The organism is Deinococcus indicus (assembly GCF_002198095.1).
Taxonomy (GTDB): Bacteria; Deinococcota; Deinococci; order Deinococcales; family Deinococcaceae; genus Deinococcus; species Deinococcus caeni.
In genome coordinates, this window is sequence record NZ_NHMK01000011.1 from 101,013 (window position 1) to 126,047 (window position 25,035).

Here is a 25,035-nt window from a genome sequence, read left to right on the forward strand (position 1 = left end):
CCCCAGGATGGGCCGGTGCGTTTCCTTCCTGAAGCTTCCGCCCTCCGTTCCCTGATGCTCGCGCTGACGCTGGGCAGCCTGCCGGGCGCCGTCGCCTCGGCGCAGACGGCTGCGCCCGCCGCGCCGCCCAGCACCGGGTTCAAGCTGCCGCCCGACTACCTGAACCGCTTCGGTAGCGCGCAGGTCGTCGCGTCCACCACCGACGGGTTCGGCGTGCGCTACATCCCGCTGCCCCTGCAGGCGGACGTGCGTTTCACGCTGCTCCGGGCGCCCACCTACTGGGATTACGGCCTGAGCGGGCAGTTCGGCAGTCTGTCGGCCGCGCTGGGCCGCTTCGGCAACGTCCCCAAAGCCGAATTGACCAGCGCGCCCGGCAGCGGCCTGCAGTGGAGCGCGCTGGTGCAGGGCGGCGCCTCGCACTCGCACTTCACGGTCGGGTACGCCACGCAGGTCTGGGACGGCCGCATCCGGTTCCTGAACAACGTCGGCGTGGCGCAGCAGGGCAGCGTGACCGCCGCGTACACCCAGACCGAGGTCAGCGGCGGGTACGGCCGCGCCTACGGCAAGGTGAACACCGGCCTGTACTCCACGGTCCGCATGTACGCCTTCCCCACGCAGGGCAAGGCGCAGGGCAGCGCGGACGTGACGGCCGTCATCGGCGTGCCGCTGGCCGCCGGCCTGAACCTGGACGCCTCGCACTTCGAGCGCTTCGCGGTCGGCCAGACGGCCATCGGGGACTTCGGTTTCGGCCGCGCGCAGTCCAGCAACGCCAGCCTCACGTACCGCCTGCCGCCCGCCGAGGGCTTCGGGCTGGGCGCCGTGCGCGTCCGCGCCTCCCGCGACTGGCTGGCGAAATCCGCCACGGCCGACGCGGACGTCGCGTTCCGCATCGACGGCCTGCCGGCCCTGATGGGCGGCAGCGTCGGCTACGAGTGGTACGAGACGAACGCCAGCGCGAACAAGTGGCGCTTCGCGCTCGTCGCGCTGCCCCGCTGACCGGGCCGGCCACGCCTGAACATTAAGGTCAGCCCCTGGACAGGGCAGGTCCGGCCGGCCGGCGCGGGTGATAGCGTCCCCGCGTGAGTCGTTCCGGGAAGCTCCCCCCGCAGCCGCCCCCCACCGCCGCCGGGGGGCGGATGCCGCTGTCCCTGCTGGCGACCGGCACCGCCGCGTTCTTCACGCTGGGCTTGATCCAGGCGATGTACGGCCCCAGCTTCCCGCTGTTCCAGACGCGGTACGGCGTCAGCACGGCGGGCGTGGGCGTGATCGCCAGCGCGCACTTCCTGGGGTCGGCCATTGCGCCGCCCCTGGTGGGACTGCTGCTGCGGCGCCTGAGCGTCCGGGCCGGCATGTCGTTCAGTCTGCTGATCCTGGCTGCCGGGATGCTGGGCGTGGTGTTCGCGCCCAGCTGGGCGCTGGCGGTCGCGGCGGCCTTCGTGGGCGGCCTGGGCCTGGGCGGGGTCAGCGCCTGCCTGAACGCCGCGTACGCCAGCGTGGGCGCGCGGGCCGTGAACCTCGTGAACGCCGTGTTCGGGGTGGGCAGCATGGTGTCGCCGCTGCTCGTCGCGGCCCTGACGGGCGCCGGGGCCGGCGCGGCCACCGGCGTGCCCGGCGGTCCGTTCCTGGTGGTGGCGGCCCTGTGCGCCGTGACGTTCGTGGTGGGCCGCGTGTGGGGCGTGCCGGACATCGCCCCCGCCCCGCAGGACGGCGCCCCGGCGCGCCCCGGCGTGCAGTTCGCGCTGTTCGCCGCGCTGATCGCCAGTTATGTGGGCCTGGAAGCCGGGTACGGCGCGTGGACCGTGCGCTACCTGACCGAACTGCGTGTGGCGGACGCCGCGTTGATCCTGAGTGCCTTCTGGGCGGCCCTGACGATCGGCCGGGTCCTGACCGGGGTGTTCGCCGCGCGGCTGCGCCCCGAACGGGTCGTGCTGGGCAGCGCGGCCACGCTGCTGCTGTGCGCGCTGGCGGCGGCCGTGCCGGGACTGGCGGGCGCGGCGTTCGTGCTGGCCGGGCTGGCGCTCGCGCCGGTGTTCGGCACCACCCTGGCGTGGCTGACCCGAACCCTGTCGGCCCGGCTGGTGCCGTTCCTGCTGGTGGCCGGGTCGCTGGGCGGCGTGGTCGCGCCGGCGCTGCTGGGGGTGCTGTTCGCCCGCTGGGGCGCGCCGGCCGTTCCGGCGTTCCTGGGGACGCTGGCCGCGCTGCTGGCGCTTTTCACCGTGCTGGTGGCCCGGCAGGCCCGCGCGGGGGTGGGGGGGGCGGCCGTGCCCTAGCAGGGCGCATTGTCAGGGGTGGGGGCGTGTGGCAGAATGCGCGCTGATTCTCACCCAATCCGCGTCCCCTGCCTTCCCCCGGGGAAGCAACCGACTTCAGTTCATGAGTCCTCGCCGGAGTACCCGGCGGCGCAACGGAGGCCTAGAGTGGCACAAGCGACCAGACAGGTGAAACTCACACGTGAAGGGTTCGAACGCCTTCAGAAGACACTCGATCAGGAGATGGGCCGGCTCGCCGAGGCGACCCGCATCCTGCAGGAACAGATGGAAACCAGTTCCGACACTGAGGACACGGGCCTGGAGGACGCCAAGCGCGAAAAGATGAACATCGAGGCGCGCATCGAGGAACTCGAGGACACCCTGGCGCGCGCCACCGTCATCGAGGACCACGAGAACGAGGGCCGCGTGGAACTCGGCGCGATCGTTGTGCTGGGCAACGAGACCACCAAGAAGGACATGAAAGTGCAGGTCGTCAGCGCCGCCGAGGCGACTGTCACCGGCGGCAGCCTGCCCCGCGTCAGCGAGGACAGCCCCGTCGGCAAGGAACTGATGGGCCGCCGCAAGGGCGAGGCCTTCGTGGTGAACCTCGACAACGGCAAGCAGATGAAGTACAAGGTCAAGAGCATCGAGTACTGACCTGCCCCGGCGCGGGCCGGTGACAGGTGGGGCGTGGGCGGTGGCCTGCGCCCCACCTGCCGTTCAGCTGGACGCCGGTCCCGTCCGGATGGACGGGCGCGGCCTATACTGGCGGTTATGTCTGATGGTTCCACTCCGACCAATCGCCGCGAGGGTCTGCACGAGCAGACCATCAGCCGCCTGAACAACCTGGACGCGCAGGTGGCGGCCGGCTTCGAGGCGCACCCCTACACGTACCCGCGCACCCATCACGCCCGTGACGTGCTGGCCGTTCATCCCGCCGACGCGCAGGCCGAGGACGGCACGCCGAAATGGGAGGCCGGGCAGGAGTGGCCCGCCGAGGAGTACGCCCTGGCCGGCCGCGTCACCCTGATGCGTCACATGGGGAAGGCGGCCTTCGCGGACCTGAGTGACGAGCACGGCAAGATCCAGCTGCACTTCTCCAAGCAGGACACCGAACAGTTCGACCCCACCAAGAAGATCGACCTGGGCGACATCATCGGCGTGCGTGGCTTTCCGTTCGTCACGAAGACCGGTCAGCTGACGCTGCGCGTGACGTCCTGGCAGCCGCTGGTCAAGAGCCTTCACCCGCTGCCCAGCAAGTTCCATGGCCTGCAGGACGAGGAACTCCGCGCGCGGCGCCGCTACGTGGACCTGATGATCAACCCCGAGAGCCGCGAGGTGTACCGCACGCGCTCGCGGATGCTGCGCTTCATCCGGAACTTCCTCGACAGCCGCGACTTCATGGAGGTCGAGGGCCCCACGTTGCAGGTCGTTCCTGGCGGGACCGAGGCCAAGCCGTTCAAGACGTTCCACAACGCGCTGGGGCACGAGTTCAGCATGCGCATCAGCCTGGAGCTGTACCTCAAGCGGCTGCTGGTGGGCGGTTTCGAGCGGGTGTACGAGATCGGCCGCAACTACCGCAACGAGGGCATCGACCGGACGCACAACCCGGAATTCACGATGCTGGAGGCGTACTTCGCGTACGGCGACTACAACGACATGATGGTGCTCGTGGAGACGCTGCTGCACGACCTGGTCGTGGAACTCAAGGGCGAGCCGAAACTGACGTACCAGGGCCGTGAACTGGACTTCTCGCTGCCGTTCAAGCGGCTGGACTTCGTGACGGCGCTCAGGGAGCAGGCGGGGCTGGACTTCGATCCGCTGGACCTCGTGAAGCTGCGCGAGTGGAGTGACGAGCACCACCCCGAGCACCGCAAGACCCCGGACTACAAGCTGCTGGACAAGCTGGGCGGCGAGTACGTCGAGCCGCTGCTGCAGAACCCGACCTTCCTGACGGATATGCCGCTGGCGATCAGTCCGCTGGTGAAGGTGCACCGTGACCGCGCCGGCCTGGCCGAGCGCGCCGACCTGTACGTGGCGGGTTTCGAGCTGGCGCCGATCTACTCGGAGCTGAACGACGCGCTGGATCAGCGGGAGCGCTTCGAGGCGCAGACGGCCCGCCGGGACGCCGGGGACGACGAGGCGCACGAGCAGGACGAGGACTTCCTGCTGGCGCTGGAGTACGGCATGCCGCCCACTGCCGGGATGGGGATGGGTATGGACCGTCTGGCGATGCTGATGACCGACCGGGATTCCATCCGGGACGTGTTGCTGTTCCCGCTGCTGCGTCCGGAAGGAACGGGCGGCGAGACTGAAGTGCCGGCTGGCGAGTAGAGCTGATACGGACTCCGATTGAACGGGCTGTGCAACCCATTCAATCCGAGCGGATGCGAGAAGGAGAAAAACGGGTTCCGGACGTGGAGCCGGCAATCCGGTGAAGTTCCGGATTGTTGGCGAAACAAACGGAATCCGTATGAATCGTTCCTGATCTGGCGTGACCGGCCGCTTCCCGTGTGGAGGCGGCCGGTTTTCGTGGTCGGCTGGCAGGGGAGGCGGGGCGGTGCAGGGAAGAAGGGTGCGCGCAGAATCTGTCTAGACGAATGAAACCGGTTTAGTTAATTCGTTTGTTTGACAAACAAAATATGCAACGCGCAATATGGCTTCACACAAGATTCATCTCAGGTGAGCAGGGCAGCCGTGACCGACGGCCCACCCGCCACGCTCCGTCGCGTCCTGCGCCCACGCAGCCGCCCTTTTCCCCTGCCCGGCCCCACCGAGGTTCCCCCGCATGATCCGCACCGACCACCCCAGCACCGACACCCTGGACCTCGCGGCCATCCGCGCGCGGCACACGCTGCTGCTGCTGGACCTGCTGTGGAACGGGGACCTGGCCCGCGTGGACATCGCCCGCGAACTGGGCCTGTCGCGCAGCGCGATCAGCTCCATCGTCACGGAACTGATCAGCGTCGGACTGGTGCAGGAAGTCGGAACGCGCGGCACCGGCGGCGTGGGACGGCGCGCCACCCTGCTGAATCTCAACACCCGCGCCGCCGCCCTGCTCGCCATCGACCTGGGCGCCAGCCACGCCCGCGTGGACGTGCTGGACCTGCACTGCCAGACGCTGTCCAGCCTGACCGTCCCTCACGACATCGTCAGCGGGCCGCACGCCACGTACACCCTGCTGGGCACCCTGAGCGCCCAGGCCATGCGCGCCGCCGGCATCCAGCCCGCGCAGGTCGCGCTGGTCGGCATCGGCGTGCCCGGCCCGGTCGACCACGACACCGGCCGCGTCGTGCAGCCCCCCAACATGCCCGGCTGGGACGGCGAGAACATCCGCGAGGCCCTCCAGAACCGGTTGAACCTCGAAGTCCTCGTGGACAACGACGCCAACCTGGGCGCCCTGGCCGAGGCCCGCTTCGGCGCGCACCGCGGCACGCAGGACCTGATCTACGTCAAGGCCGCCACCGGCATCGGCGCCGGCGTGCTGCTCGGCGGCCGCCTGCACCGGGGCGCACGCGGCGGCGCCGGCGAGATCGGCCACATCAGCATCAACGAGCAGGGGCCGGTCGGCCGCAGCGGCAACCCCGGCAGCCTCGAAAGTTACGCCGCCGCTCAGGTGCTCGTCACGCTGGCCCGCGCCCGCCGGGCCGCCGGCGCGCCCAGCCAGCTGCCGGAACCCATCACCCTGGAAGGCCTGCTGGCCCACGCGAACACCGACCCGCTGGCCCGCGCCGTGTGGGAGGAAGCCGGGCATCACCTGGGGGTCGCCATCAGCACCACCCTGAACCTGTTCAACCCGCAGGCCGTGGTGATCGGCGGCCGCCTCTCGCAGGCCGGCGAGGTGCTGCTCGGCGCCGTCCGCGCCAGCGCCCATGCCCGCACCATGCGCATCAACGTGGACCGCGCCCGCATCGACCTGGGCACCCTGGGCGTGGACGCCGGCGTGCGCGGCGCCGGCGCGATGATGCTCGACTCGCTGTTCACGCCGCGCGGCCTGCCGCACCTGTACGGCATCGCCCGCATGGCGCAGAACACCCGGTCTGTCGGCGAGGCGTCCGCCAGCCGCGCGCCGCCGGCCGGCCCGTCCCCACCCCGTCCCGCCGAACGCGCCACCCACCCCCCGACCCGTCCCGTTTCTCACGGAGGAACACCATGAAAAAAGCACTGCTGCTCGCCGCCGCCCTCGCCGTCACCACCAGCGCCTCCGCCGCTGGCAAACTGGAGATCTTCTCCTGGTGGTCCGGTGACGAGGGTCCCGCCCTGGAAGCCCTGGTCAAGCTGTACAAAGCCAAGTACCCCACGGTGGCCGTGGACAACGCCACTGTCTCCGGCGGCGCCGGCACGAACGCCAAGGCCGTCCTGAAGACCCGCATGCTGGGCGGCACGCCCCCCGACTCCTTCCAGGCGCACGCCGGTCAGGAACTCATCGGCACCTGGGTCGTCGCCGGGCGCATGGAAGACCTGAGCAGCCTGTTCAAGAGCGAGGGCTGGGACAAGGCCTTCCCCAAGGACCTGCTGAACCTGATCAGCACGAACGGCAAGCCCTGGAGCGTGCCCGTGAACGTGCACCGCAGCAACGTCATGTGGTACAACCCCGCCAAGCTGAAGGCCTGGGGCGTCACCGTGCCCAAGACCTGGCCCGAATTCCTGAAGACCTGCACCACCCTGAAAGCCAAGGGCGTGGCCGCGCCGCTGGTCGTCGGCGAGAACTGGACCCAGCAGCACCTCTGGGAGAGCGTCATGATCGGCACGCTGGGCGCCGCCAACTGGGAGAACCTGTGGGCCGGCAAGCTGAAGTTCACGGACCCCAAGGTCGTCGCGGGCTTCACCACCTTCGGCAAGGTCATGGACTGCGCCAACAAGGACGCCAGTGGCCTGAGCTGGCAGCAGGCCAGTGACCGCGTCATCGACGGCACCAGCGCCTTCAACGTGATGGGCGACTGGGCCGCCGGGTACTTCGCGACCACCAAGAAACTCGCCCCGAACACCGGCTTCGGCTGGGCGCCCGCCCCCGGCACCACCAAGACCTTCGTGATGCTCGCCGACTCCTTCGGTCTGCCCAAGGGCGCCAAGAACCGCACCGAGGCCATCAACTGGCTGAAACTGATGGGCAGCAAGGCCGGCCAGGACGCCTTCAACCCCCTGAAAGGCTCCATCGCCGCGCGCACCGACAGCGACCTGAGCAAGTACAACACCTACGGCAAGAGCGCCGCCGCCGACTGGAAGAGCAACAAGATCGTCGGCAGCCTCGTGCACGGCGCCGTCGCCCCCGAGAGCTTCATGAGCGCCTTCGGCGCCGTGATCGACCAGTACGTGTCCAGCCGCAACAGCGCCGGCGCCGCCGCCGCCGCGCAGCAGCTGGCCGTGCGCGCCGGCATCGGCAAGTAAACCCCGGCCGGATGTGGGTTGTGGGCTGCAGGAACGGCGTTTCCTGCTTCCCGCAGCCCACATCCCACGTTCCATGAAAGGAGGCCATCATGAAAGGCCTGAGTAAAGATCGCCTGTGGTCCATGGCCGTGCTGGCCCCCAGCGTCATCCTGATCGCCGTGTTCGTGTACGGCTTCATCGCGCGCAGCGTGTACGTCAGCATGACCGACTGGGGGAACGATCCAGCGCAGGCCCTCGCCCTCGAGCCCATCATCCGCTGGGTGGGACTGGCCAACTACCAGGAACTGTTCACCGGGTTCCTGCAGGGCCGCTTCCGGCAGGAACTCGTCAGCACCATCTTCTTCACGGTGTTCTTCATCCTGGGCTGCCTGGGCCTGGGGCTGGGCCTCGCGCTGATCCTGGACCGCAACCCGAAAGGGGAGGGCCTGTGGCGCACCATCTTCCTGTTCCCCATGAGCCTGTCGTTCATCGTGACCGGCACCATCTGGCGCTGGATGCTGCAACCCGGCGGCGGCGTGAACCAGGCGCCCACCCTGCTGGGCGGGCAACCCAGCACCTTCGGCTGGCTGAGCAGCACCGACGCCCTGTGGAAATTCGACTGGAACAAACTCCCGCTGCTGACCGCCAGCGTCGTGGGCCTCGTACTGATCGTCCTGGCGGTCCGCGCCGCCCGGAGCGGTGACCGCACCCGCACCCTGGTCGCCGCCGCCTGCGCCGCGCTGCTGCTGGGCTGGGCGCTGCTGATCGGCCCGAACGTGAAACTGCTGCCCGCCCCGGAACTGCACGGCTTCAACCTCGCATTGATCGGCATCATCATCGCTGCCGTGTGGCAGATGAGCGGTTACACCATGGCCCTGTACCTCGCGGGTCTGCGCGGCATTCCCGAGGAACTGCGCGAGGCGGCCAGGGTGGACGGCGCGAACGACCTGAGCCTGTACCGGCACGTGATCTTCCCGCTGCTGGCACCCATCAGCCTGTCGGCCATGATCGTGCTGGGTCACATCAGCCTGAAGATCTTCGACCTGGTGTACGCCATGGCCGGCCCGGACAACATCTCGACCAGCGTCCCGGCGCTGAACATGTACCTGACCAGCTTCCGGCAGAACCAGTTCGCGCTGGGCGCCGCGATCGGCACCATCCTGCTGATCCTGGTGGCGTTCGTGATCGTTCCGTACCTCTCGTCCCAGTTCCGTTCCGAGGAGGGTCACGCATGACCGCCACGCCCGCCAAGGCCGCCGCCGCGCCCGCCACGCCCCGCAGACCCGTCCAGCCGGGCCGGGTCGTCATGTACGCCCTGCTGGTGCTGGCCGCGCTGTTCTTCCTGGTGCCGGTGTACCTGCTGCTCGCCACGGCCCTGAAAAGCCCGGACGCGATCAGTCTGGCCACCACCTGGCACTGGCCGGCCGCGCTGAACTGGGCCAGTTTCAGCGAGGCGTGGGGCAAGATCGGCGGGAACATGCTCAACAGCCTGTTCCTGGCCGTGACCGCCACCCTGCTCAGCGCCCTGCTGGGCAGCCTGAACGGCTACGCCCTGAGCAAATGGAAGTTCCGGGGCGCCAACACCCTGTTCGCGCTGATGCTGTTCGGAATGTTCATCCCGTACCAGGCGGTGCTGATCCCGCTGTTCCAGTTCATCAAGGAACTCGGCCTGTACGGCAGCATCTGGGGCCTGATCCTGGCGCACGTCGTGTACGGCATTCCGATCACCACGCTGATCTTCCGCAACTTCTACGCCGACGTGCCCGACGCCCTGGTCGAAGCCGCCACCATTGACGGGGCGGGCTTCTGGCAGATCTACCGCCTCGTGATCTTCCCGATCAGCATTCCCGGTTTCGTGGTCGTGATCATCTGGCAGTTCACGCAGGTCTGGAACGAATTCCTGTTCGCCGCCACCCTGACCAACACCACCAGCCAGCCCGTCACGTACGCCCTGTCGCAGCTCGCGGGCGGACAGGCCGTCAGCTGGAACCTGCCCATGGCCGGCGCGATCCTGGCCGCGCTGCCCACCCTGCTCGTGTACATCCTGCTGGGCCGCTACTTCGTGCGCGGCCTGCTGGCCGGGTCCGTCAAGGGTTGAACCTTCTGTCTGCTGTCGTCCCCCGGCCCGGCGTGGCGCGGGGGACGTTTCCGTTCCGGCTTCCGTAGCTTCTGCCGTGCCGGAAGCCGGGGGCGCGGGGTACACTCGGGGCACTTCATGACGACTCCAGAGACCCTGAACGTGTTTGTCGTCGCCGCAGATCCGGGCCGCGCCCAGCAACTGCGGCCGCTGCTGGCGCGGGCGGACGTGCATCACATCGCAGACGCCGAGACCCTGCTGCGCGAGTCGCACGTGACGGTCCCAGACGTCGCGCTGCTGTACACCAGCACGCCCGGCGTGCCGCTGCATCAGGTGCTGCCCCTGCTGCGCCAGCGGGCCGAACTGAGCGGCACGCAGTGGCTGGCGGTCGGCACCCAGGGCCTGGGCGAGATGCTGGCCGCCGGCGCGGATGCCCTGATCAGCGACGGCACGCCCCCCGAGGCGCTGGCCTTGCAGGTGCGGACCATGCTGGCCCGCGCGCACCAGCACCGCGAGTCGCTGGCGCGCGTGGCGAGCCTGCAACGCCGCATGGACACCTGGGAGCACGAGGAACGTGTGCGCGACCAGCTGGTCCACATGCTCGTGCATGACCTGAAAAACCCCATCGCGGCCGTGATGGGCCTGATCGAGATCGTGCAGGAGGACCCGCGCGTCCCGGAAGACAACCGTGAACTGCTGAAAGTCGCGTACGACGAGACGCAGCACCTGCTGCACCTCGCAGCGAACATGCTGGACGTCCGCAAGATCCAGGCCGGGAAGATGAACCTGAAACGTGAACTGATGTTCACGCCCATGTTCCGCGAGGTGATCGAGCAGGCGCGCGGCGACGTGGGCAGCGGCCTGCGCGACCGGCACGTGCGGGTCGAGATCGAACCGGACCTGAGCCCCGCGAGTGCCGACCCGGAAATCCTGCGGCGGGTGCTGGCGAACCTGATCAGCAACGCCCTGAAGCACACCACGACCGGCGGCGTGATCACCCTGATGGTGCGCGGCCTGCCGGACGGCGTGCAGATCGTGGTCCGCGACGACGGCGAGGGCATCCCCGAAGAGGACATCCCGAACCTGTTTGCGGCGTTCGAGCAGTCCCGCCTGACCCTCCACGGCCGTTTCGATACCGGCATGGGGCTGGCGTTCTGCAAGCTGGCGGTCGAGGAGCACGGCGGAACGATCCGCGTGGAATCCGAGCGGGGCAAGGGCGCGACGTTCATCTTCACGCTGCCGTCGCTGGAGGACAACGAGGACGACGACTTCGTGGAACTGGTGTAATACGGACTCCGATTGAAAGGGCTGCAAAGTCCTTTCAATCCGAGCGGATGCGACTCGGAGAGCTGCCCCGCAGAGAAGGAGAGAAACGCCCCTCCGGACGTGGAGCTGGCAATCCGGTGAACTTCCGGATTGTCGGCGAAACAAACGGAATCCGTATAACACCGGGTCTGTCTGGCTCGCCCTCCGCCCGCAAGGGTAGTGGGGGGCCAACGCCATGCCCGGAACCCGTGTTCCTCCCACTCGATGGAAGGTTTTTGGCAGAGCCCGCCATCGGAATCCGTGTCATACGGCGTTCCGGTGGTGATCTCTGGGGCCCCTGCTGCGGCGCAGTGGGGGCCCTGCGTTGTGGTGGGCCGTCGGGGTCGGGAAGGCGGGAGGGGCGGGGGTGACTGGTGTGTGCAGGTGGGGCATCTGTGCGTGTGAAACGTGCTAAAACAGGGGTGTTCCACAGTTCAGAGTCTGAGAAGTCCGTTGCGCCTCTCTTTTTTTCCAGCTACTCGTGCCGTTTTTCACGAGCCGGTCTGCGAAGGAAGGAGAGAGAGTAGAAAAGGGGAATCCTTATCGAATACGCCAACTTCGTCATCATGCTCCTCGTTGCGCTCGGCATCGGCATTGTCGCCGTTCTTGCCAGCGCCCTCCTCGGCCCCAAGAAGGCCAGCCGCGCCAAGCTCATGGCCTACGAGAGCGGCAACGACCCCGAAGGCGGCGGCGTCGGCACCGGCCAGCGCTTCCCGGTCCACTTCTACCTCGTGGCGATGCTGTTCATCATCTTCGACATCGAAACCGCCTTCTTCTACCCCCTGGCCGTCGCCTACCAGAAACTCATCCCCTTCGCCTTTTTTGAGGCCATCACCTTCGTGCTGCTGCTGCTCGTCGGATACGTGTACATCCTGAAAAAGAAGGTGCTGGAATGGGCCTGAGAGCAGTTGATAGGAGAAAGTTGATGGTTGATGGAGAGACACATGTTTTCCATCAACTATCGACCATCAACCATCTCCCCGCACAGGAGGTGCGCCCATGCCGCTGAAGGAACTGTTTGAGAAGGACTGGCAGGAGCTGGAGTCCGAGGGCGTGTTGTTCTCCAGTCTGGAGAAGCTGGTGGCGTGGGGGCGGAGTAACAGTCTGTGGCCCGCGACGTTCGGGCTGGCGTGCTGCGCGATCGAGATGATGAGCAGCACGGACGGGCGCAACGACCTGGCGCGCTTTGGCAGCGAGGTGTTCCGCGCGTCTCCCCGGCAGGCGGACGTGATGATCGTCGCGGGGCGCCTGAGCAAGAAGATGGCGCCGGTCATGCGGCGCGTGTACGACCAGATGCCCGACCCGAAATGGGTGATCAGCATGGGCGCCTGCGCCAGCAGCGGGGGCATGTTCAACAACTACGCCATCGTGCAGAACGTGGACAGCGTCGTGCCGGTGGACATCTTTGTGCCCGGCTGCCCCCCGCGTCCCGAGGCGCTGATCTACGCCGTCATGCAGCTTCAGAAGAAGGTGCGCGGCGAGGCCTTCGACGGACTGGGCCAGCAACTCCCGATGGTGGACGCATGGACCCGCTGAACCCCGCTGCGAAACCCATGGGCCGCGAGGGCGCCGCGCAGTCCAGCGCCAGCGCCGCGCCGGCCGTCACGCCCGCCCCGGCCGCGCCCAGCCGCGACGTGAGCCCCCTGATCCGCGAACTGGGACTGACCGAGGACCACGCCGCCGAACCCACCGCCCTCGTCACGCCCGACGACCTGCTGCGCGTCGCGCAGGCCCTCCGGGAACGCGGCTTCATGCTGATGGACACCGTCGGCCTGGACTACAGCACCTACCCCGAACGCCGGCCCGCCCGCTTCGCGGTGCTGCACAACATCTACCACCCCCGCGACCACCGAAGGGTGTTCCTGCGCGTCTGGCTGGACGACGGCCAGAGCCTCCCCAGCCTGTACCCCGTCTGGCGGGCCGCGAACTACCTGGAACGCGAGGTGTACGACCTGATCGGCGTGCCCTTCACCGGCCACCCGGACCTGCGCAAGATCCTCACGCCCGACGATCTCGAGGGGCACCCGCTGCGCAAGGACTTCCCGCTGGGCGAGACGCCCACCCTGTTCCGCGACGGCCGTTTCCTGGACCCCGCCGCCTTCCGCGCCGGCCTGACCGGACAGACCGGCGGCCTCACCGGCTACCGCGGCGAGTTGCGCCGGGGCCAGGGTGAGGACCGCACCCCGCCCGTCATGCCCGCCGGAGGCCCCAAGTGACCACCACCGATAAGCCCGGCACCGACAAGCCCGGCACCGGCCAGCCCAGCCGCCCCGCCCCCACGCACGGCGCGCAGGCCCCCGGCGGGACGCTGGCGCCCGAGCAGATGCAACCCGACCATCAGGAAAGCACCAGCGCCGAACGCCTGGACGGACAGACCCAGGGGCAGATGCACACGCAGATCATGAGCCTGAACGTCGGGCCGCAGCACCCCAGTACGCACGGCGTGCTGCGGCTCGTCGTGGACATGGACGGCGAGGACGTCGTGAAGGTCACGCCGCACATGGGGTACCTGCACACCGGCTTCGAGAAGACCTTCGAGAACCGCACGTACCAGCAGGGCGTGACCTACGCGCCCCGCACCGACTACCTGCACTGCTTCGGGCATGAACTCGCGTACGTCCTGAGCGTCGAGAAACTCCTCGGGGCGGACGTGCCCGAGCGGGCGACCACCGTGCGCGTCATCCTGCACGAACTCGGGCGCATCCACAGCCACCTCGTGTTCGTCGGGACCGGCCTGCTCGATCTGGGCGCCCTGACGCCGTTCTTCTACGCCTTCCGCGAGAAGGAAGCCCTTCAGGACCTGTTTGAGGCGGTGTGCGGCTACCGCATGAACCAGGGGTACTTCCGCGTGGGCGGCCTGAGCCGCGACATCCCGGCCGACTGGCCCGCCCGCGTCAGCGCCTTCCTCGACCAGATGGAACGCGGCGTCACCGAGTACGCCACCCTGTTCGCGCAGAACCCCATCTTCCTCGACCGCGCCAGGGGGGTCGGCGTGATCCCGCCCAACGTCGCCATCGACCTGGGCCTGACCGGACCCAACCTGCGCGCCAGCGGCGTACCGCTCGACCACCGCAAGGACAACCCCTACTGCGGCTACGAGAGCTACGACTTCAACGTCATCACCAGCCCCGACGGGGACAGTCTGGCGCGCTTCAACATGCGCCTCCTGGAATTCGGCGAGAGCATCAAGATCGTCCGGCAGGGCCTGAAACGCCTCAAGCCCGGCCCGGTCAAGGACCCCAACCGCAAGATCAGCCTCCCGCCCCGCCCCGAACTCGAGACGAGCATGGAAGCGGTCATCCACCACTTCAAACTCGTCACCGAGGGCTTCCACCCGCCCCTGGGCGAGGTGTACGTGCCGGTCGAGAGTGCGCGTGGCGAGGTCGGGTACTACATCGTCAGCGACGGCGGCTCCATGCCGTACCGCGTGAAGATCCGCGCGCCCAGCTTCGTGAACCTCCAGGCCCTCGAATATGCCTGCGTCGGCGTGCAGTTCGCCGACCTGATCACCATCCTGGCAACCATCGACCCCGTGCTGGGCGACGTGGACCGGTAAGGAGTCCTCACCTTGACGTATTTCGAAAACAGACAACCACTGGTGGCGGATATTTTCAGCCGTTACCCGGATTCGCCGCAGGGCCGCCGCTCGGCGCTGATGCCGCTGCTGCGCGAGGTGCAGGACGCCGAGGGCTTCGTGTCCGAATCTCGCATGGCGGAGATCGCCGCGCTGTGCGGCACGACCGCGACCGAGGTGCGGTCCGTGATGAGCTTCTACTCCACGTACCACACGCTTCCCACGGGCCGGTATCACCTGCAGGTGTGCTCCACGCTGATGTGCGCGCTGGCCGGGTCGGACGAGCTGTGGGATCACCTCGTGGAAACGCTGGACGTGCAGCCGGGCGAGGTCAGCGCGGACGGGCGTTTCAGCGTGCAGAAGGTCGAGTGCCTGGGCTCGTGCGGCACCGCGCCGATGATGCAGATTGGCGACGACGGGTACTACGAGAACGTGGGGCCGGGCAAGTGCGCGCGGATTCTGGCGTCGCTGCGGCAGGATCTTCAGCCGCTGCCGGACAACCCGGTGCCAGTGACGGTGGGCACGGACGGACGGCAGGTACTGGCGACCGGGCAGGCGGTGGGGTCGAGCGTGACGGGCCTGCACCGCCTGCCGGAACAGGCTGGGGGTGACGCGTGACCGCCACCGCCCCCACGCCGCCCAAACCGATCACGAGTGCGAAGGACCCGCGTTTCGCGCCGACGCTGTACGCGCACGTCGGGCAAGCAGAGAGCTGGACACTCGCGTACTACCGTCAGAACGGCGGGTACGAGCCGCTGAAACGTGCCTTCGCGATGGGCCCGGACGCCGTGATCGAGGAAGTGAAGAAGTCCGGGCTGCGCGGGCGCGGCGGGGCGGGCTTCGCGACGGGTCTGAAGTGGTCGTTCATGCCGCTGAACGACGGCCGGCCGCACTACGTCATCTGCAACGCGGACGAGTCCGAACCCGGCTCCTTCAAGGACCGCTACCTGCTGAGCGAGGACCCGCACCAGCTGATCGAGGGCATGATCATCGCCGCCTACGCCATGCGCGCCTCGGTGGGGTACATCTACATCCGGGGTGAGTACGTGCACGCCGCCGAGCGCCTCTGGGCCGCGATTCACGAGGCCCGCGCGGCCGGGCTGCTGGGCCAGAACATCCTGGGCAGCGGCTTCGACTTCCAGCTGTACGTGCACCGGGGCGCCGGGGCGTACATCTGCGGCGAGGAAACCGCGCTCATGAACTCGCTGGAGGGCCTGCGCGCCAACCCGCGCCTCAAGCCCCCGTTCCCGGCGGCGGCGGGCCTGTACGGGCTGCCGACCACCATCAACAACGTCGAGACCTTCTGCGCCGCCACGCAGATCCTCCGCTACGGCGCGGACTGGCACGCGGGCATGGGGACCGAGAAGAGCAAGGGCATGAAACTCTTCCAGATCTCGGGCCCCGTCGCGCGGCCCGGCGTGTACGAACTGCCGCTCGGCACCACCTTCCGCGAACTTATCTACGACTGGGCGGGTGGTCCCCTCGAGGAGATGAAAGCCATCATCCCTGGCGGCAGCAGCTGCCCCATGCTCCCCTGGACCGACGCCATCCTCGACACGCCCATGGATTACGAGGCGATTGCCGCCGCCGGCAGCATGCTCGGCACCGGCGGCGTGACCCTGATCCCGAAGGCGGACTGCATCGTGAACGCCACCTGGAACCTCGTGCGCTTCTACGGCCACGAAAGCTGCGGCAAGTGCACGCCCTGCCGCGAGGGCATCAGCGGCTGGATGACCCGCATGTACCAGAAACTCGTCACCGGACGCGGCCAGCCCGGCGACGTGCAACTCATCCTGGACATGAGCGACAACATCGGCGGCCGCTCCTTCTGCGCGCTGGCCGACGCCTGCCTCGGCCCCGTTCTGAGCAGCATCAAGCTGTTCCGCGAGGAATACGACGCCCTGGCCACCACCCAGCAGCCGCTGTACCCGGCGCGCAAACGCTGGAGGGACGCATGAACGGGCAGATGGCAGATGGCAGATGGCCGGTGGCGAAGATGACGACGGATTTGATCCCTGGCCTTCAGCCTTCAGCCTTCTGCGCCTACCGAAGGGAGACCCTGTGAAAGTTCATGTCGATGGAATCGAAGTCGAACTCCCGGCGGGTACCAGCGCGATTGACGCGGTGTTCCAGTCGGGCGGGGACGTGCCGTACTTCTGCGCGCACAAGTATTTAAGTCCGGTGGGCGCGTGCCGCATGTGCCTCGTGGAGTCCGGGTCGCCCCGCAAGAACCCGGACGGGTCGTTCGTGATGGAAGGGGAGGGGGACGCGGCGACGCCGAAGATCTTCTGGTTCCCCAAGCCCATGGCGTCCTGCACGATGCAGGCCACCGAGGGCATGCACATCCGCACCGCGAAGACATCGGAGGTCGTGGCGAAGGCGCAGGCGGGCATGATGGAGTTCACGCTCCTGAACCACCCGCTCGACTGCCCCACCTGCGACAAGGGCGGCGCGTGCGAGTTGCAGGACCGCGCGTTCGAGTACGGGTACGGCGCGAGCCGCTTCGGCTTCGACCGGCGGCACGCGGACAAGCATTACCCGCTGTCGGACTTCGTGATTCTGGATCAGGAGCGCTGCATTCACTGCAAGCGCTGCGTGCGGTACTTCGAGGAGGTGCCGGGCCAGGAGGTGCTGGACTTCATCGAGCGGGGCGGGCACACCTTCATCGACACCGAGGAGGGCGGGCTGCCCACGGGCTTTTCGGGGAACATCACGGACATCTGCCCGGTGGGGGCGCTGCTGGACAACGTGGCGCGCTTCCGGGGCCGCAACTGGGAGTACGACCACACGCCCACCACCTGCACGCTGTGCCCGGTCGGGTGCTCGATCACGGTGGACGCCCGCAACGGCCGCCTGGAACGCATCGTGGCGGGCGAGAACCGCGACGTGAACGAGGCGTGGATCTGCGACGCGGGCCGCTTCGGGCACCCCTTCGCCAGCGAGGAGCGTCTGACCACCCCCCTGATCCGCGACGAGGATGGCCAGCTCGTTCCGGCCACGTGGGACGCCGCCATCGACGCCATGAAACGCGGCTTCTCGGGCATGCGCACGGCCGACATCGCGCTGTACCTGGGCGCGGACAGCACCCTGGAGGAGGGCGCGGCGCTGGAGGCCCTGGCAGGCGTGACGGGCGCGCGCAGCGTGGATCACTCGCCCCGCTACGAGGTGAGCGTGACGGCGCCGCAGGCGACCCTGACGGACGTGGCGACCGCCGACGCCGTCGTGGTGATCGGCGCGGACCTGGGCGAGGAGGCGCCCGTGCTGGAACTGCGCATCCTGGAGATGCTGCGCGGCGGCCTGATCCCGCCCGAGTTCGCGCACGGCACCGCGATCGCGGACCTGCGCCTCGTGGAACGCCCCGCCCGGCGGCCCGAGCGGCTGGCCGTGATCGGGCAGGAGAGCCGCCTGTGGGCGCACGCCGGGCACCGCGTCAGCGCGAACGGCCGGGGCGCCCTGGCCCGCCTGACCCACCCGGACACCGATGAACTGCGGGCCGTCCTGGCGCTGCTGGAGGGCGCCGAGCGACCCGTGATCATCCTGGGCGCGGACGTCCTGAACGGCGCGAGCGGGTCGTTCAGCGCGAACCTGTCGGACCTCGCGGCCCGGACCGGCGCGAAGGTCATCGCCATTCCCGCCGCCGCGAACAGCCGGGGGCTCGCGGCCCTGAACCTCGTGCCGCGCGCCGGTGGCCTGCCCCTCTCGCGCCTGCCGGAAGCGGCGGCGGCGTTCATCAGCCGCCTGGACCCCGGCACGCGCGCCGCCGGGTTCACGGTCGTACACGACACCCACCTGACTGCCACCGCCCAGCAGGCCGACGTGGTCCTGCCCGCCGTCACGAACTACGAGAAGCGCGGCACCGTGCAGAACCTCGAGGGGCGCCTGCTGCCCCTGCACCCCGCCGCGATCCGGACCGGCGAGGCCGCCGACCTGATCCGCACCCTGACCGCCCTGGCCGAGGCGCTGGGTGTGAAGGCCCCCGCACGCGGCCTGCGCGGCGCGCACGCGCTGCTGGCCGACCGGGTGGGCCTGAACCTCAGCGACCTGCCCGCCCGCGGCGCGCTGCACACCTTCCACCAGACCTTCGCGGCGCCCGCCGCGCCGCACACCCCGAAGCTCTGGACCGAACGGATGCGCTCCCGTGACCGTGACTGGGTGGACCGCATCCAGGATCTCGTGGAGGGCGGCTGGACGCTCCCGGTCGCACCGGCGGCACCTCAACCCGGAGGGGACGACTGATGCCGGACCTCATCGCCACCCTGCTCATCTCGCTGCTCAAGGCGGTGCTCGTCGTCCTGGGGCTGCTGACCACCTTCGCGTACATGACCCTGATCGAGCGGCGCCTGCTGGGCCGCATGCAGCTGCGCCCCGGCCCGAACCGCGTGGGCCCCATGGGCCTGCTGCAACCCGCCGCGGACGCCATCAAGAGCATCTTCAAGGAGGACCTGACCGTCACGCTGGCCGACAAACTGGTGTACACCCTGGCCCCCATCCTGGCGATCGGCATGGCCCTGACCGCCTTCGGGGGCATTCCCGCCGGGCCCGCCGGGAGCCTGTTCGGCGAGAACCCCTGGGTGTACAACCTGGACGCCGGGATCCTGGCGCTGCTGGCCCTGACCTCCATGGGCGTGTACGGCATCTTCCTGGGCGGCTGGGCGTCGGGCAGCAAGTACCCGATGCTGGGCGCGCTGCGCTCGAGCGCGCAGATGATCAGTTACGAACTCGGCATGGGCCTGAGCATCCTGGGCCTGCTGATGATCGTCGGCACCACCTCCTTCCAGGGCATCGTGGGCTGGCAGGCGCAGAACGGCGTGCTGCTGCTGTTCCAGGCGCTGGGCTTCGCGCTCTTTCTCATCTCGTCGTTCGCCGAGGTCAACCGCACGCCCTTCGACCTGCCGGAAGCCGAGCAGGAGATCGTCGCCGGGTACCTCACCGAGTACTCCGCGATCAAGTGGGCGCTGTTCCAGATGGCCGAGTACGTGAACATGATCACCGCGTCCGCCGTGATGGCCACCCTGTTCTTCGGCGGCTGGAAGGGCCCGCAGGTGCTGAACGCCGTCATTCCCGGCATCTCCGACTGGCCGATCGTGTGGCTGGTCGCCAAGATCGCGTTCTTCCTGTTCCTGTTCATCTGGGTGCGCGGCACCCTGCCCCGGCTGCGCTACGACCAGCTGATGCGCTTCGGCTGGAAGCTGATCCTGCCGCTGGCCCTGGCGAACACCGTCATGACCGCCGCGTTCCTGGCGTTCCGCGGCACGGGCGGCCTGTGGTTCCTGGGCGTCCTGAGCCTCGCCGGACTGCTGGCCCTGCTCGTCATGAGCGACCGCGTGCGCGTCTTGTGGAACCAGCCCACCGTGCGCCGCTCCGAGGGCGAAGCGGTCCGCGCCGGGGGCGACTGATGAGGGGGCGCGCGGTGCTGGAGCCGCAGCCTGCCTCCCACCCACTGCCCGCCGTCCACTCCCCACTTCCCACCCACAAAGGAGCCGCACATGGGCGTTCTTGAGATTGCCAAGGGCATGGGCGTCACGCTGGGGAAACTGTTCCAGAAGCCCGTGACCGTCAGTTACCCCGAACAGCGCGCCACGCTGCAACCCCGCTTCCGGGGACGGCACGTCCTGACCCGCCACCCCGCCCAGCGTCCCGGAGAACTGGGACTGGAGAAATGCATCGGCTGCTCGCTGTGCGCCGCCGCCTGCCCCGCCTACGCCATCTACGTGGAGGCCGCCGAGAACGACCCGGCCAACCCCACCGCGCCCGGCGAACGCTACGCGAAGGTGTACGAGATCAACATGCTGCGCTGCATCTTCTGCGGCATGTGCGAGGAAGCCTGCCCGACCGGCGCGGTCGTCATGGGCAACGAGTTCGAGATGGCCGACTACCGCGCCGGCGACTTCGTGTACGCCAAGGAAGACATGCTCGTCGGCGTCAACGGCAGCCTCCCGCAGCGCCGCGAGGCCGAGCGCCGCGGCAAACCCGTCCGCCTGGGCTTCCAGCTCGAAGGGCAGCCCCGCGCGGAGCTGGAAGGAGTGAAGTACCCGTGAGAGTCGATGGTCGATGGTTGAAAGTTGATGGTTGTCCTGCGCCCCGCGCCCCGCGCCCGGTGTGCCTCCCACTGCCCACTGCCCACTCCCCACTCCCCGAGGCCGGAGGCCGCCCATGATGCTGGCGTTCATCCTGCTGGGCGCCCTGGCGATCGTGGGGGGCGTGATCACGATTGCCGCGAGGAACGCGGTGCATGCGTCGCTGGGGCTGGTGGGGACGCTGCTGTGCGTGGCGGGCCTGTTCGCCACGCTGAACGCGTCGTTCCTGGCGGCGACGCAGGTGATCGTGTACGCGGGCGCAGTGATGGTGCTGTTCCTGTTCGTGATCATGCTGCTGAACGCCAACCAGCCGGTCACGTCGCCGGACCCGGTGCCGTACGTGCGCGAACTCGCCGGGATCGGCGGCACACTCCTGGCCGGGGCGTTCGTGGTGCTGGCCTTCACGTACAGGGACCCGCGCCCGCTGGCCGAGAGTGCCGAGGCGCTGCGTGGCGGCACCGCGATGGTGATGGGGGAGACCCTGCTGACCCGCTTCCTGCTGCCGTTCGAGGCGGTCAGTGTGCTGCTGCTGGTCGCCATCGTGGGCTCGGTGGCGCTCGTGCAGCGCCCGGCGGCGCAACCGGACGGCGTGCCGGACGAGCTGGAGGAACCGCTGGTCACGGCGCGTGAGGAGCGGGTCGCCGCGCCGCGCGGGGCCGCCCCGGCGCTGATGCAGGCCGCGCAGGACGGGGAGGTGCGTGCCTGATGGTGCCCACCACCTCCTACCTGGCCCTGTCGGGCATCCTGTTCGCGCTGGGCATGATCGGCGTGCTGACCCGCCGCACGGCGATCATGGTGTTCCTGTCGGTGGAACTGATGCTGAACGCCGCGAACCTCGCGCTGGTGGCGTTCGCGCGGTCGTGGGGCGACCCGACCGGTCAGACGGCCGTGTTCATCGTGATGACGCTGGCCGCCGCCGAGGTGGCGATCGGACTGGCGATCATCGTCGCGATCTTCCGTAAACGCGAGACCACGAACGTGGACGATCTCGCGGCGTTGAAAGGCTGAGTGGCAACCTGTGGATAGTCTTCCTGCTCTGTACCTGCTGCCGCTGCTGCCCCTGCTGGGCTTCACGATCCTGATGGTCCTGCCCCGCCTGTTCCCCGACAAGACCGGGGGCTGGCTGGCGACCGGGATGGTCGGCGTGGCGTTCGTCATCGCCGTCATCCGCTACCTGAACCAGGGGGCCGCCCCCGCCCATGAAGTGCTGTGGGCGTGGCTGCCGAACATGGCGCTGAACGCGAACCTGTCGGTGGGCTTCTGGCTCGATCAACTCTCGGCCCTGATGGCGCTGATCATCACGGGCGTGGGCTTCCTGATTCACCTGTACTCGATCTCGTACATGGGGCACGACCCGAAGTTCACGCGCTTCTTCGCGTTCCTGAACTTCTTCGTGGCGATGATGCTGATCCTGGTCCTGGCCGACTCCTACCCGCTGATGTTCGTCGGCTGGGAGGGCGTGGGCATGGCGTCGTACCTGCTGATCGGCTTCTGGTTCAGTGGTCGCAACAGCGAGGCGAGTGACGCGCAGGTCCGTGCCGCCAGCGACGCCGAGGCGGTCAGCAACAGCAACGCGGCGCGCAAGGCGTTCATCATGAACCGCATCGGGGACCTGGGCTTCATGCTGGGCATGTTCCTGCTGTTCAAGCTGTACGGCACCCTGAGCATCCCCGAACTCGCCGAGCGGGTCGAGGGCGCGCAGGTGGCGCAGGCGGGCATCGAACTCGCCTGCCTGTTCCTGCTGGTCGGCGCGGTCGGCAAGAGCGGCCAGCTGCCCCTGACGACCTGGCTGCCGGACGCCATGGCGGGCCCCACGCCCGTCTCCGCGCTGATCCATGCGGCCACCATGGTCACGGCGGGCGTGTACCTCGTGGCGCGCAGTCACTTCCTGTACGACCTCGCGCCGAACGCCAGCCTGTGGGTCGCGTGGGCGGGCGGCCTGACCGCGCTGTACGGCGCGCTGTCCGCGCTGAACCAGTCGGACATCAAGAAGATCCTGGCGTACTCGACCGTGTCGCAGCTGGGCTACATGTTCCTGGCGGTGGGCCTGCACGCGTACTCGGCGGGCGTGTTCCACCTGCTCACGCACGCGTTCTTCAAGGCGCTGCTGTTCCTGGCGGCGGGCGCCGTGATCCACGCGCTGCACGAGGAGCAGGACGTGCGGAAGATGGGTGGCCTGCATAAATTCATGCCGTTCACGCATCTGGTGTCCGTGGCGGGCGTTCTGGCGATTGCCGGGATTCCGGTCTGGAGCGGTTTCTTCTCCAAGGACGCCATCCTGGCCTCAGCGTACGAGCAGAACACGGCGCTGTACCTGATCGGGCTGGGCGTGGCGCTGCTGACCGCGTTCTACATGGGCCGCTGGTACTTCCTGGTGTGGCGCGGCGCGTACCGCGGGCACGGCCACCCGCACGAGGCGGACACCCTGACGAAGATCCCGCTGGGCGTGCTGGCTGCACTGGCGACCCTGGCCGGGTTCCTGAACATCCCCACGTTCCTGGGCGGCAAGCACGCCTTCGACGACTACATCGGCCGGGCGGTGCCGCTGCACGCGCACGAGATTCCCGTCAGTACCGAGTGGCTGCTGACCGTCTTCGCCGTCCTCGCGGGCGTGATCGGGCTGGGCTGGGCGTTCCTGGCGCACCGCCGCGGCGCCCTGGCGACCGGACCGCTGGGCGCCGTCAGCTCGAACGCCCTGTACCTGGACGCCCTGTATGACGGTGTGATCGGCAACCCCAGCCGCGCTGTCGCGGGCGCACTCGACACCGTGGACCGGGGCACCGACGACGCCCTCAGCGGCGTTGCCCGCAACGCCAGCGGTCCCGGCGGGCTGTTCACGCTGTGGCAGAGCGGCTTCGTGCGCGCCTACGCGGTCAGCATGCTGCTCGGCACGGCCGGCATCATCGGCTACTGGGCCCTCAAGACCATCGGGAGCGGCGCATGAACTCCTTCACCGACTGGCTCCCCACCCTCATGATCTTCCTGCCCCTCCTGGGCAGCCTGCTGCTGCTCGTCACGCCGAAAACCTTCCGGGACGAGGTTGCGGGCTTCATCGCCGCCCTGACGCTCGGCGCGGGCCTCGCCATCTGGCGCGGCGGCGGCTCGGAGCTGTTCCGCTGGGACTGGATTCCTCCGCTGGGCATCACGTACTCGGTGCAGCTGGGCGGCGTGAGCCTCGCGCTGGCGCTCGTCACGGCGCTGATGTCCTTCATCGCGATCCTGTACGCCGCGCGCCGCATCCCCAACCCCGGCCCGATGCTCTCGCTGATCCTGGCCATGGAGACCGGCCTGATCGGCATCTTCGCGGCGCAGGACCTGCTGCTGTTCTACGTGTTCTTCGAGGACGCCCTGATCCCCGCGCTGCTGATGCTCGCCATCTACGGCAAGAGCGGGCGCATGGCGGCCCTCACGAAATTCGCCGCGTACACGCTGTTCGGCAGCCTGCTGATGCTCGTCAGCATCATCGGCGTCAAGACCCTGGGCGGCAGCCCCACCTTCGCCATGACCGACCTGAAACAGAACCTCGTGACCGGCAGCGCGCAGACGTGGCTGTACCTGGGCTTCCTGGCCGCCATGGCCGTCAAGCTGCCGCTGTGGCCCATGCACGCGTGGCTGCCGGACTTCCATGAGCAGAACCACGACAGCGGCGTGCCCGACGTCATGGGCACCCTCTACAAGGTCGGCGGGTACGGCCTGTTCACCTTCGCCATCCCGCTGTTCCCGGACGCCAGCCTGGAACTGCGCCCCATCCTGATGGGTCTGGCCGCCTTCACCGCGCTGTACGCCGCGTGGATCGCGTTCCGGCAGACCGACTGGAAACGCCTGCTGGCCTACGCCGGCCTCAGCCACATGGGCTTCGTGGCGCTCGGCGTGTTCTCGCTGAACGAGACGGCCGTGATCGGCGCGATGTACCTGCTGGCCTTCCAGAACCTCTACACCGGCGCGCTGTTCCTGTCGGTGGGCATGCTGCAGGAACGCATCGGCAGCCTGGAGACCCGCGTGGGCGGCGTCATGACCCAGGCGGGCGCGCTGGGCGGCCTGACCATGGCCCTGTGGTTCGCCAGCATCGCCGTACCCGGCATGGCCGGCTTCATCGGGGAGTTCAGCATCCTGCTCGGCGCGTATCAGGTGTTCCCGTGGCTGGCGTTCATCGCGGGCATCACCACCATCGCCGCCGCCGCATACGCCCTGACCGCCTTCCAGACGACCTTCTGGCAGGCGCGGCCCGCCGGGTCCGTCACTGTGCGCGACCTCGTGCACACCGAGTGGCTGATCCTGGGCATCCCGCTGGTCGTGCTGGTGCTGTTCGGCGTGTACTCCACCCCCGCCCTGAACCTGATGCAGCCCGCCGTGCGCGCCGTCCTGACTGCCCTGGGAGGCAACTGA

General features: G+C 68.7%; 22 protein-coding genes. All 22 read left to right on the plus strand.

What is annotated here, in order from left to right; genetic code table 11:
• Positions 1-15: 15 nt before the first annotated feature.
• Positions 16-996, plus strand: a complete 981-nt coding sequence (locus CBQ26_RS08620) for a hypothetical protein (protein ID WP_143342032.1) — start codon at positions 16-18, stop codon at positions 994-996.
• 83 nt (positions 997-1,079) lie between these two features.
• Complete coding sequence (locus CBQ26_RS08625; protein ID WP_229844071.1) at positions 1,080-2,270, plus strand: MFS transporter; 1,191 nt, start codon at positions 1,080-1,082, stop codon at positions 2,268-2,270.
• A gap of 147 nt (positions 2,271-2,417) precedes the next feature.
• Positions 2,418-2,906: a GreA/GreB family elongation factor gene (locus CBQ26_RS08630; protein ID WP_229844070.1), complete on the plus strand. Its 489-nt coding sequence runs from the start codon at positions 2,418-2,420 to the stop codon at positions 2,904-2,906.
• Between the two features lie 117 nt (positions 2,907-3,023).
• A complete protein-coding gene (gene lysS / locus CBQ26_RS08635) occupies positions 3,024-4,583 on the plus strand; it encodes a lysine--tRNA ligase (protein ID WP_088248237.1) in 1,560 nt (519 codons plus the stop codon).
• Between the two features lie 454 nt (positions 4,584-5,037).
• A complete protein-coding gene (locus CBQ26_RS08640; protein ID WP_088248238.1) occupies positions 5,038-6,405 on the plus strand; it encodes an ROK family protein in 1,368 nt (455 codons plus the stop codon).
• On the plus strand, positions 6,402-7,637 hold the full coding sequence (locus CBQ26_RS08645) for an ABC transporter substrate-binding protein (RefSeq protein ID WP_088248239.1): 1,236 nt from the start codon (positions 6,402-6,404) through the stop codon (positions 7,635-7,637). Before CBQ26_RS08640 ends, CBQ26_RS08645 begins: the two co-directional genes overlap by 4 nt.
• Before the next feature lie 89 nt (positions 7,638-7,726).
• The gene (locus CBQ26_RS08650; RefSeq protein WP_088248240.1) at positions 7,727-8,851 is read left to right on the plus strand and encodes a carbohydrate ABC transporter permease; all 1,125 of its coding nucleotides are present in this window, start codon (positions 7,727-7,729) and stop codon (positions 8,849-8,851) included.
• Positions 8,848-9,714, plus strand: coding sequence for a carbohydrate ABC transporter permease (locus CBQ26_RS08655; protein WP_088248241.1), 867 nt, complete (start codon positions 8,848-8,850; stop codon positions 9,712-9,714). The genes CBQ26_RS08650 and CBQ26_RS08655 overlap by 4 nt, the downstream gene beginning before the upstream one ends.
• A gap of 117 nt (positions 9,715-9,831) precedes the next feature.
• The gene (locus CBQ26_RS08660; protein ID WP_088248242.1) at positions 9,832-10,980 is read left to right on the plus strand and encodes an ATP-binding protein; all 1,149 of its coding nucleotides are present in this window, start codon (positions 9,832-9,834) and stop codon (positions 10,978-10,980) included.
• Positions 10,981-11,564: 584 nt separating this feature from the next.
• Positions 11,565-11,900, plus strand: a complete 336-nt coding sequence (locus tag CBQ26_RS08665) for an NADH-quinone oxidoreductase subunit A (protein WP_055362422.1) — start codon at positions 11,565-11,567, stop codon at positions 11,898-11,900.
• 97 nt (positions 11,901-11,997) lie between these two features.
• Entirely contained in the window at positions 11,998-12,534 is a 537-nt protein-coding gene (locus CBQ26_RS08670; protein ID WP_088248243.1) for a NuoB/complex I 20 kDa subunit family protein, read from the plus strand.
• Positions 12,522-13,214, plus strand: coding sequence for an NADH-quinone oxidoreductase subunit C (locus CBQ26_RS08675; protein WP_268248300.1), 693 nt, complete (start codon positions 12,522-12,524; stop codon positions 13,212-13,214). Before CBQ26_RS08670 ends, CBQ26_RS08675 begins: the two co-directional genes overlap by 13 nt.
• A 170-nt stretch (positions 13,215-13,384) precedes the next feature.
• Positions 13,385-14,554: an NADH dehydrogenase (quinone) subunit D gene (gene nuoD, locus CBQ26_RS08680; RefSeq protein ID WP_088248430.1), complete on the plus strand. Its 1,170-nt coding sequence runs from the start codon at positions 13,385-13,387 to the stop codon at positions 14,552-14,554.
• Positions 14,555-14,566: 12 nt separating this feature from the next.
• The gene (gene nuoE, locus CBQ26_RS08685; RefSeq protein ID WP_088248244.1) at positions 14,567-15,190 is read left to right on the plus strand and encodes an NADH-quinone oxidoreductase subunit NuoE; all 624 of its coding nucleotides are present in this window, start codon (positions 14,567-14,569) and stop codon (positions 15,188-15,190) included.
• On the plus strand, positions 15,187-16,530 hold the full coding sequence (gene nuoF, locus CBQ26_RS08690) for an NADH-quinone oxidoreductase subunit NuoF (protein ID WP_088248245.1): 1,344 nt from the start codon (positions 15,187-15,189) through the stop codon (positions 16,528-16,530). The genes nuoE and nuoF overlap by 4 nt, the downstream gene beginning before the upstream one ends.
• A gap of 103 nt (positions 16,531-16,633) precedes the next feature.
• Entirely contained in the window at positions 16,634-18,808 is a 2,175-nt protein-coding gene (gene nuoG, locus CBQ26_RS08695) for an NADH-quinone oxidoreductase subunit NuoG (RefSeq protein WP_088248246.1), read from the plus strand.
• The gene (gene nuoH / locus CBQ26_RS08700; RefSeq protein WP_088248247.1) at positions 18,808-19,968 is read left to right on the plus strand and encodes an NADH-quinone oxidoreductase subunit NuoH; all 1,161 of its coding nucleotides are present in this window, start codon (positions 18,808-18,810) and stop codon (positions 19,966-19,968) included. Before nuoG ends, nuoH begins: the two co-directional genes overlap by 1 nt.
• Positions 19,969-20,058: 90 nt before the next feature.
• Positions 20,059-20,610 carry an NADH-quinone oxidoreductase subunit NuoI gene (gene nuoI, locus CBQ26_RS08705; RefSeq protein ID WP_088248248.1) on the plus strand — a complete coding sequence of 184 codons (552 nt, stop codon included), beginning with the start codon at positions 20,059-20,061 and terminating at the stop codon, positions 20,608-20,610.
• A 115-nt stretch (positions 20,611-20,725) separates the two neighbouring features.
• The gene (locus tag CBQ26_RS08710; protein ID WP_088248249.1) at positions 20,726-21,355 is read left to right on the plus strand and encodes an NADH-quinone oxidoreductase subunit J family protein; all 630 of its coding nucleotides are present in this window, start codon (positions 20,726-20,728) and stop codon (positions 21,353-21,355) included.
• Positions 21,355-21,657: an NADH-quinone oxidoreductase subunit NuoK gene (gene nuoK, locus CBQ26_RS08715; protein ID WP_062159180.1), complete on the plus strand. Its 303-nt coding sequence runs from the start codon at positions 21,355-21,357 to the stop codon at positions 21,655-21,657. The genes CBQ26_RS08710 and nuoK overlap by 1 nt, the downstream gene beginning before the upstream one ends.
• A gap of 10 nt (positions 21,658-21,667) precedes the next feature.
• Positions 21,668-23,593 (plus strand): NADH-quinone oxidoreductase subunit L, encoded by a 1,926-nt coding sequence (nuoL, locus tag CBQ26_RS08720; RefSeq protein ID WP_268248299.1) that lies wholly within the window; start codon positions 21,668-21,670, stop codon positions 23,591-23,593.
• Positions 23,590-25,035, plus strand: a complete 1,446-nt coding sequence (locus tag CBQ26_RS08725) for an NADH-quinone oxidoreductase subunit M (RefSeq protein ID WP_088248250.1) — start codon at positions 23,590-23,592, stop codon at positions 25,033-25,035. The genes nuoL and CBQ26_RS08725 overlap by 4 nt, the downstream gene beginning before the upstream one ends.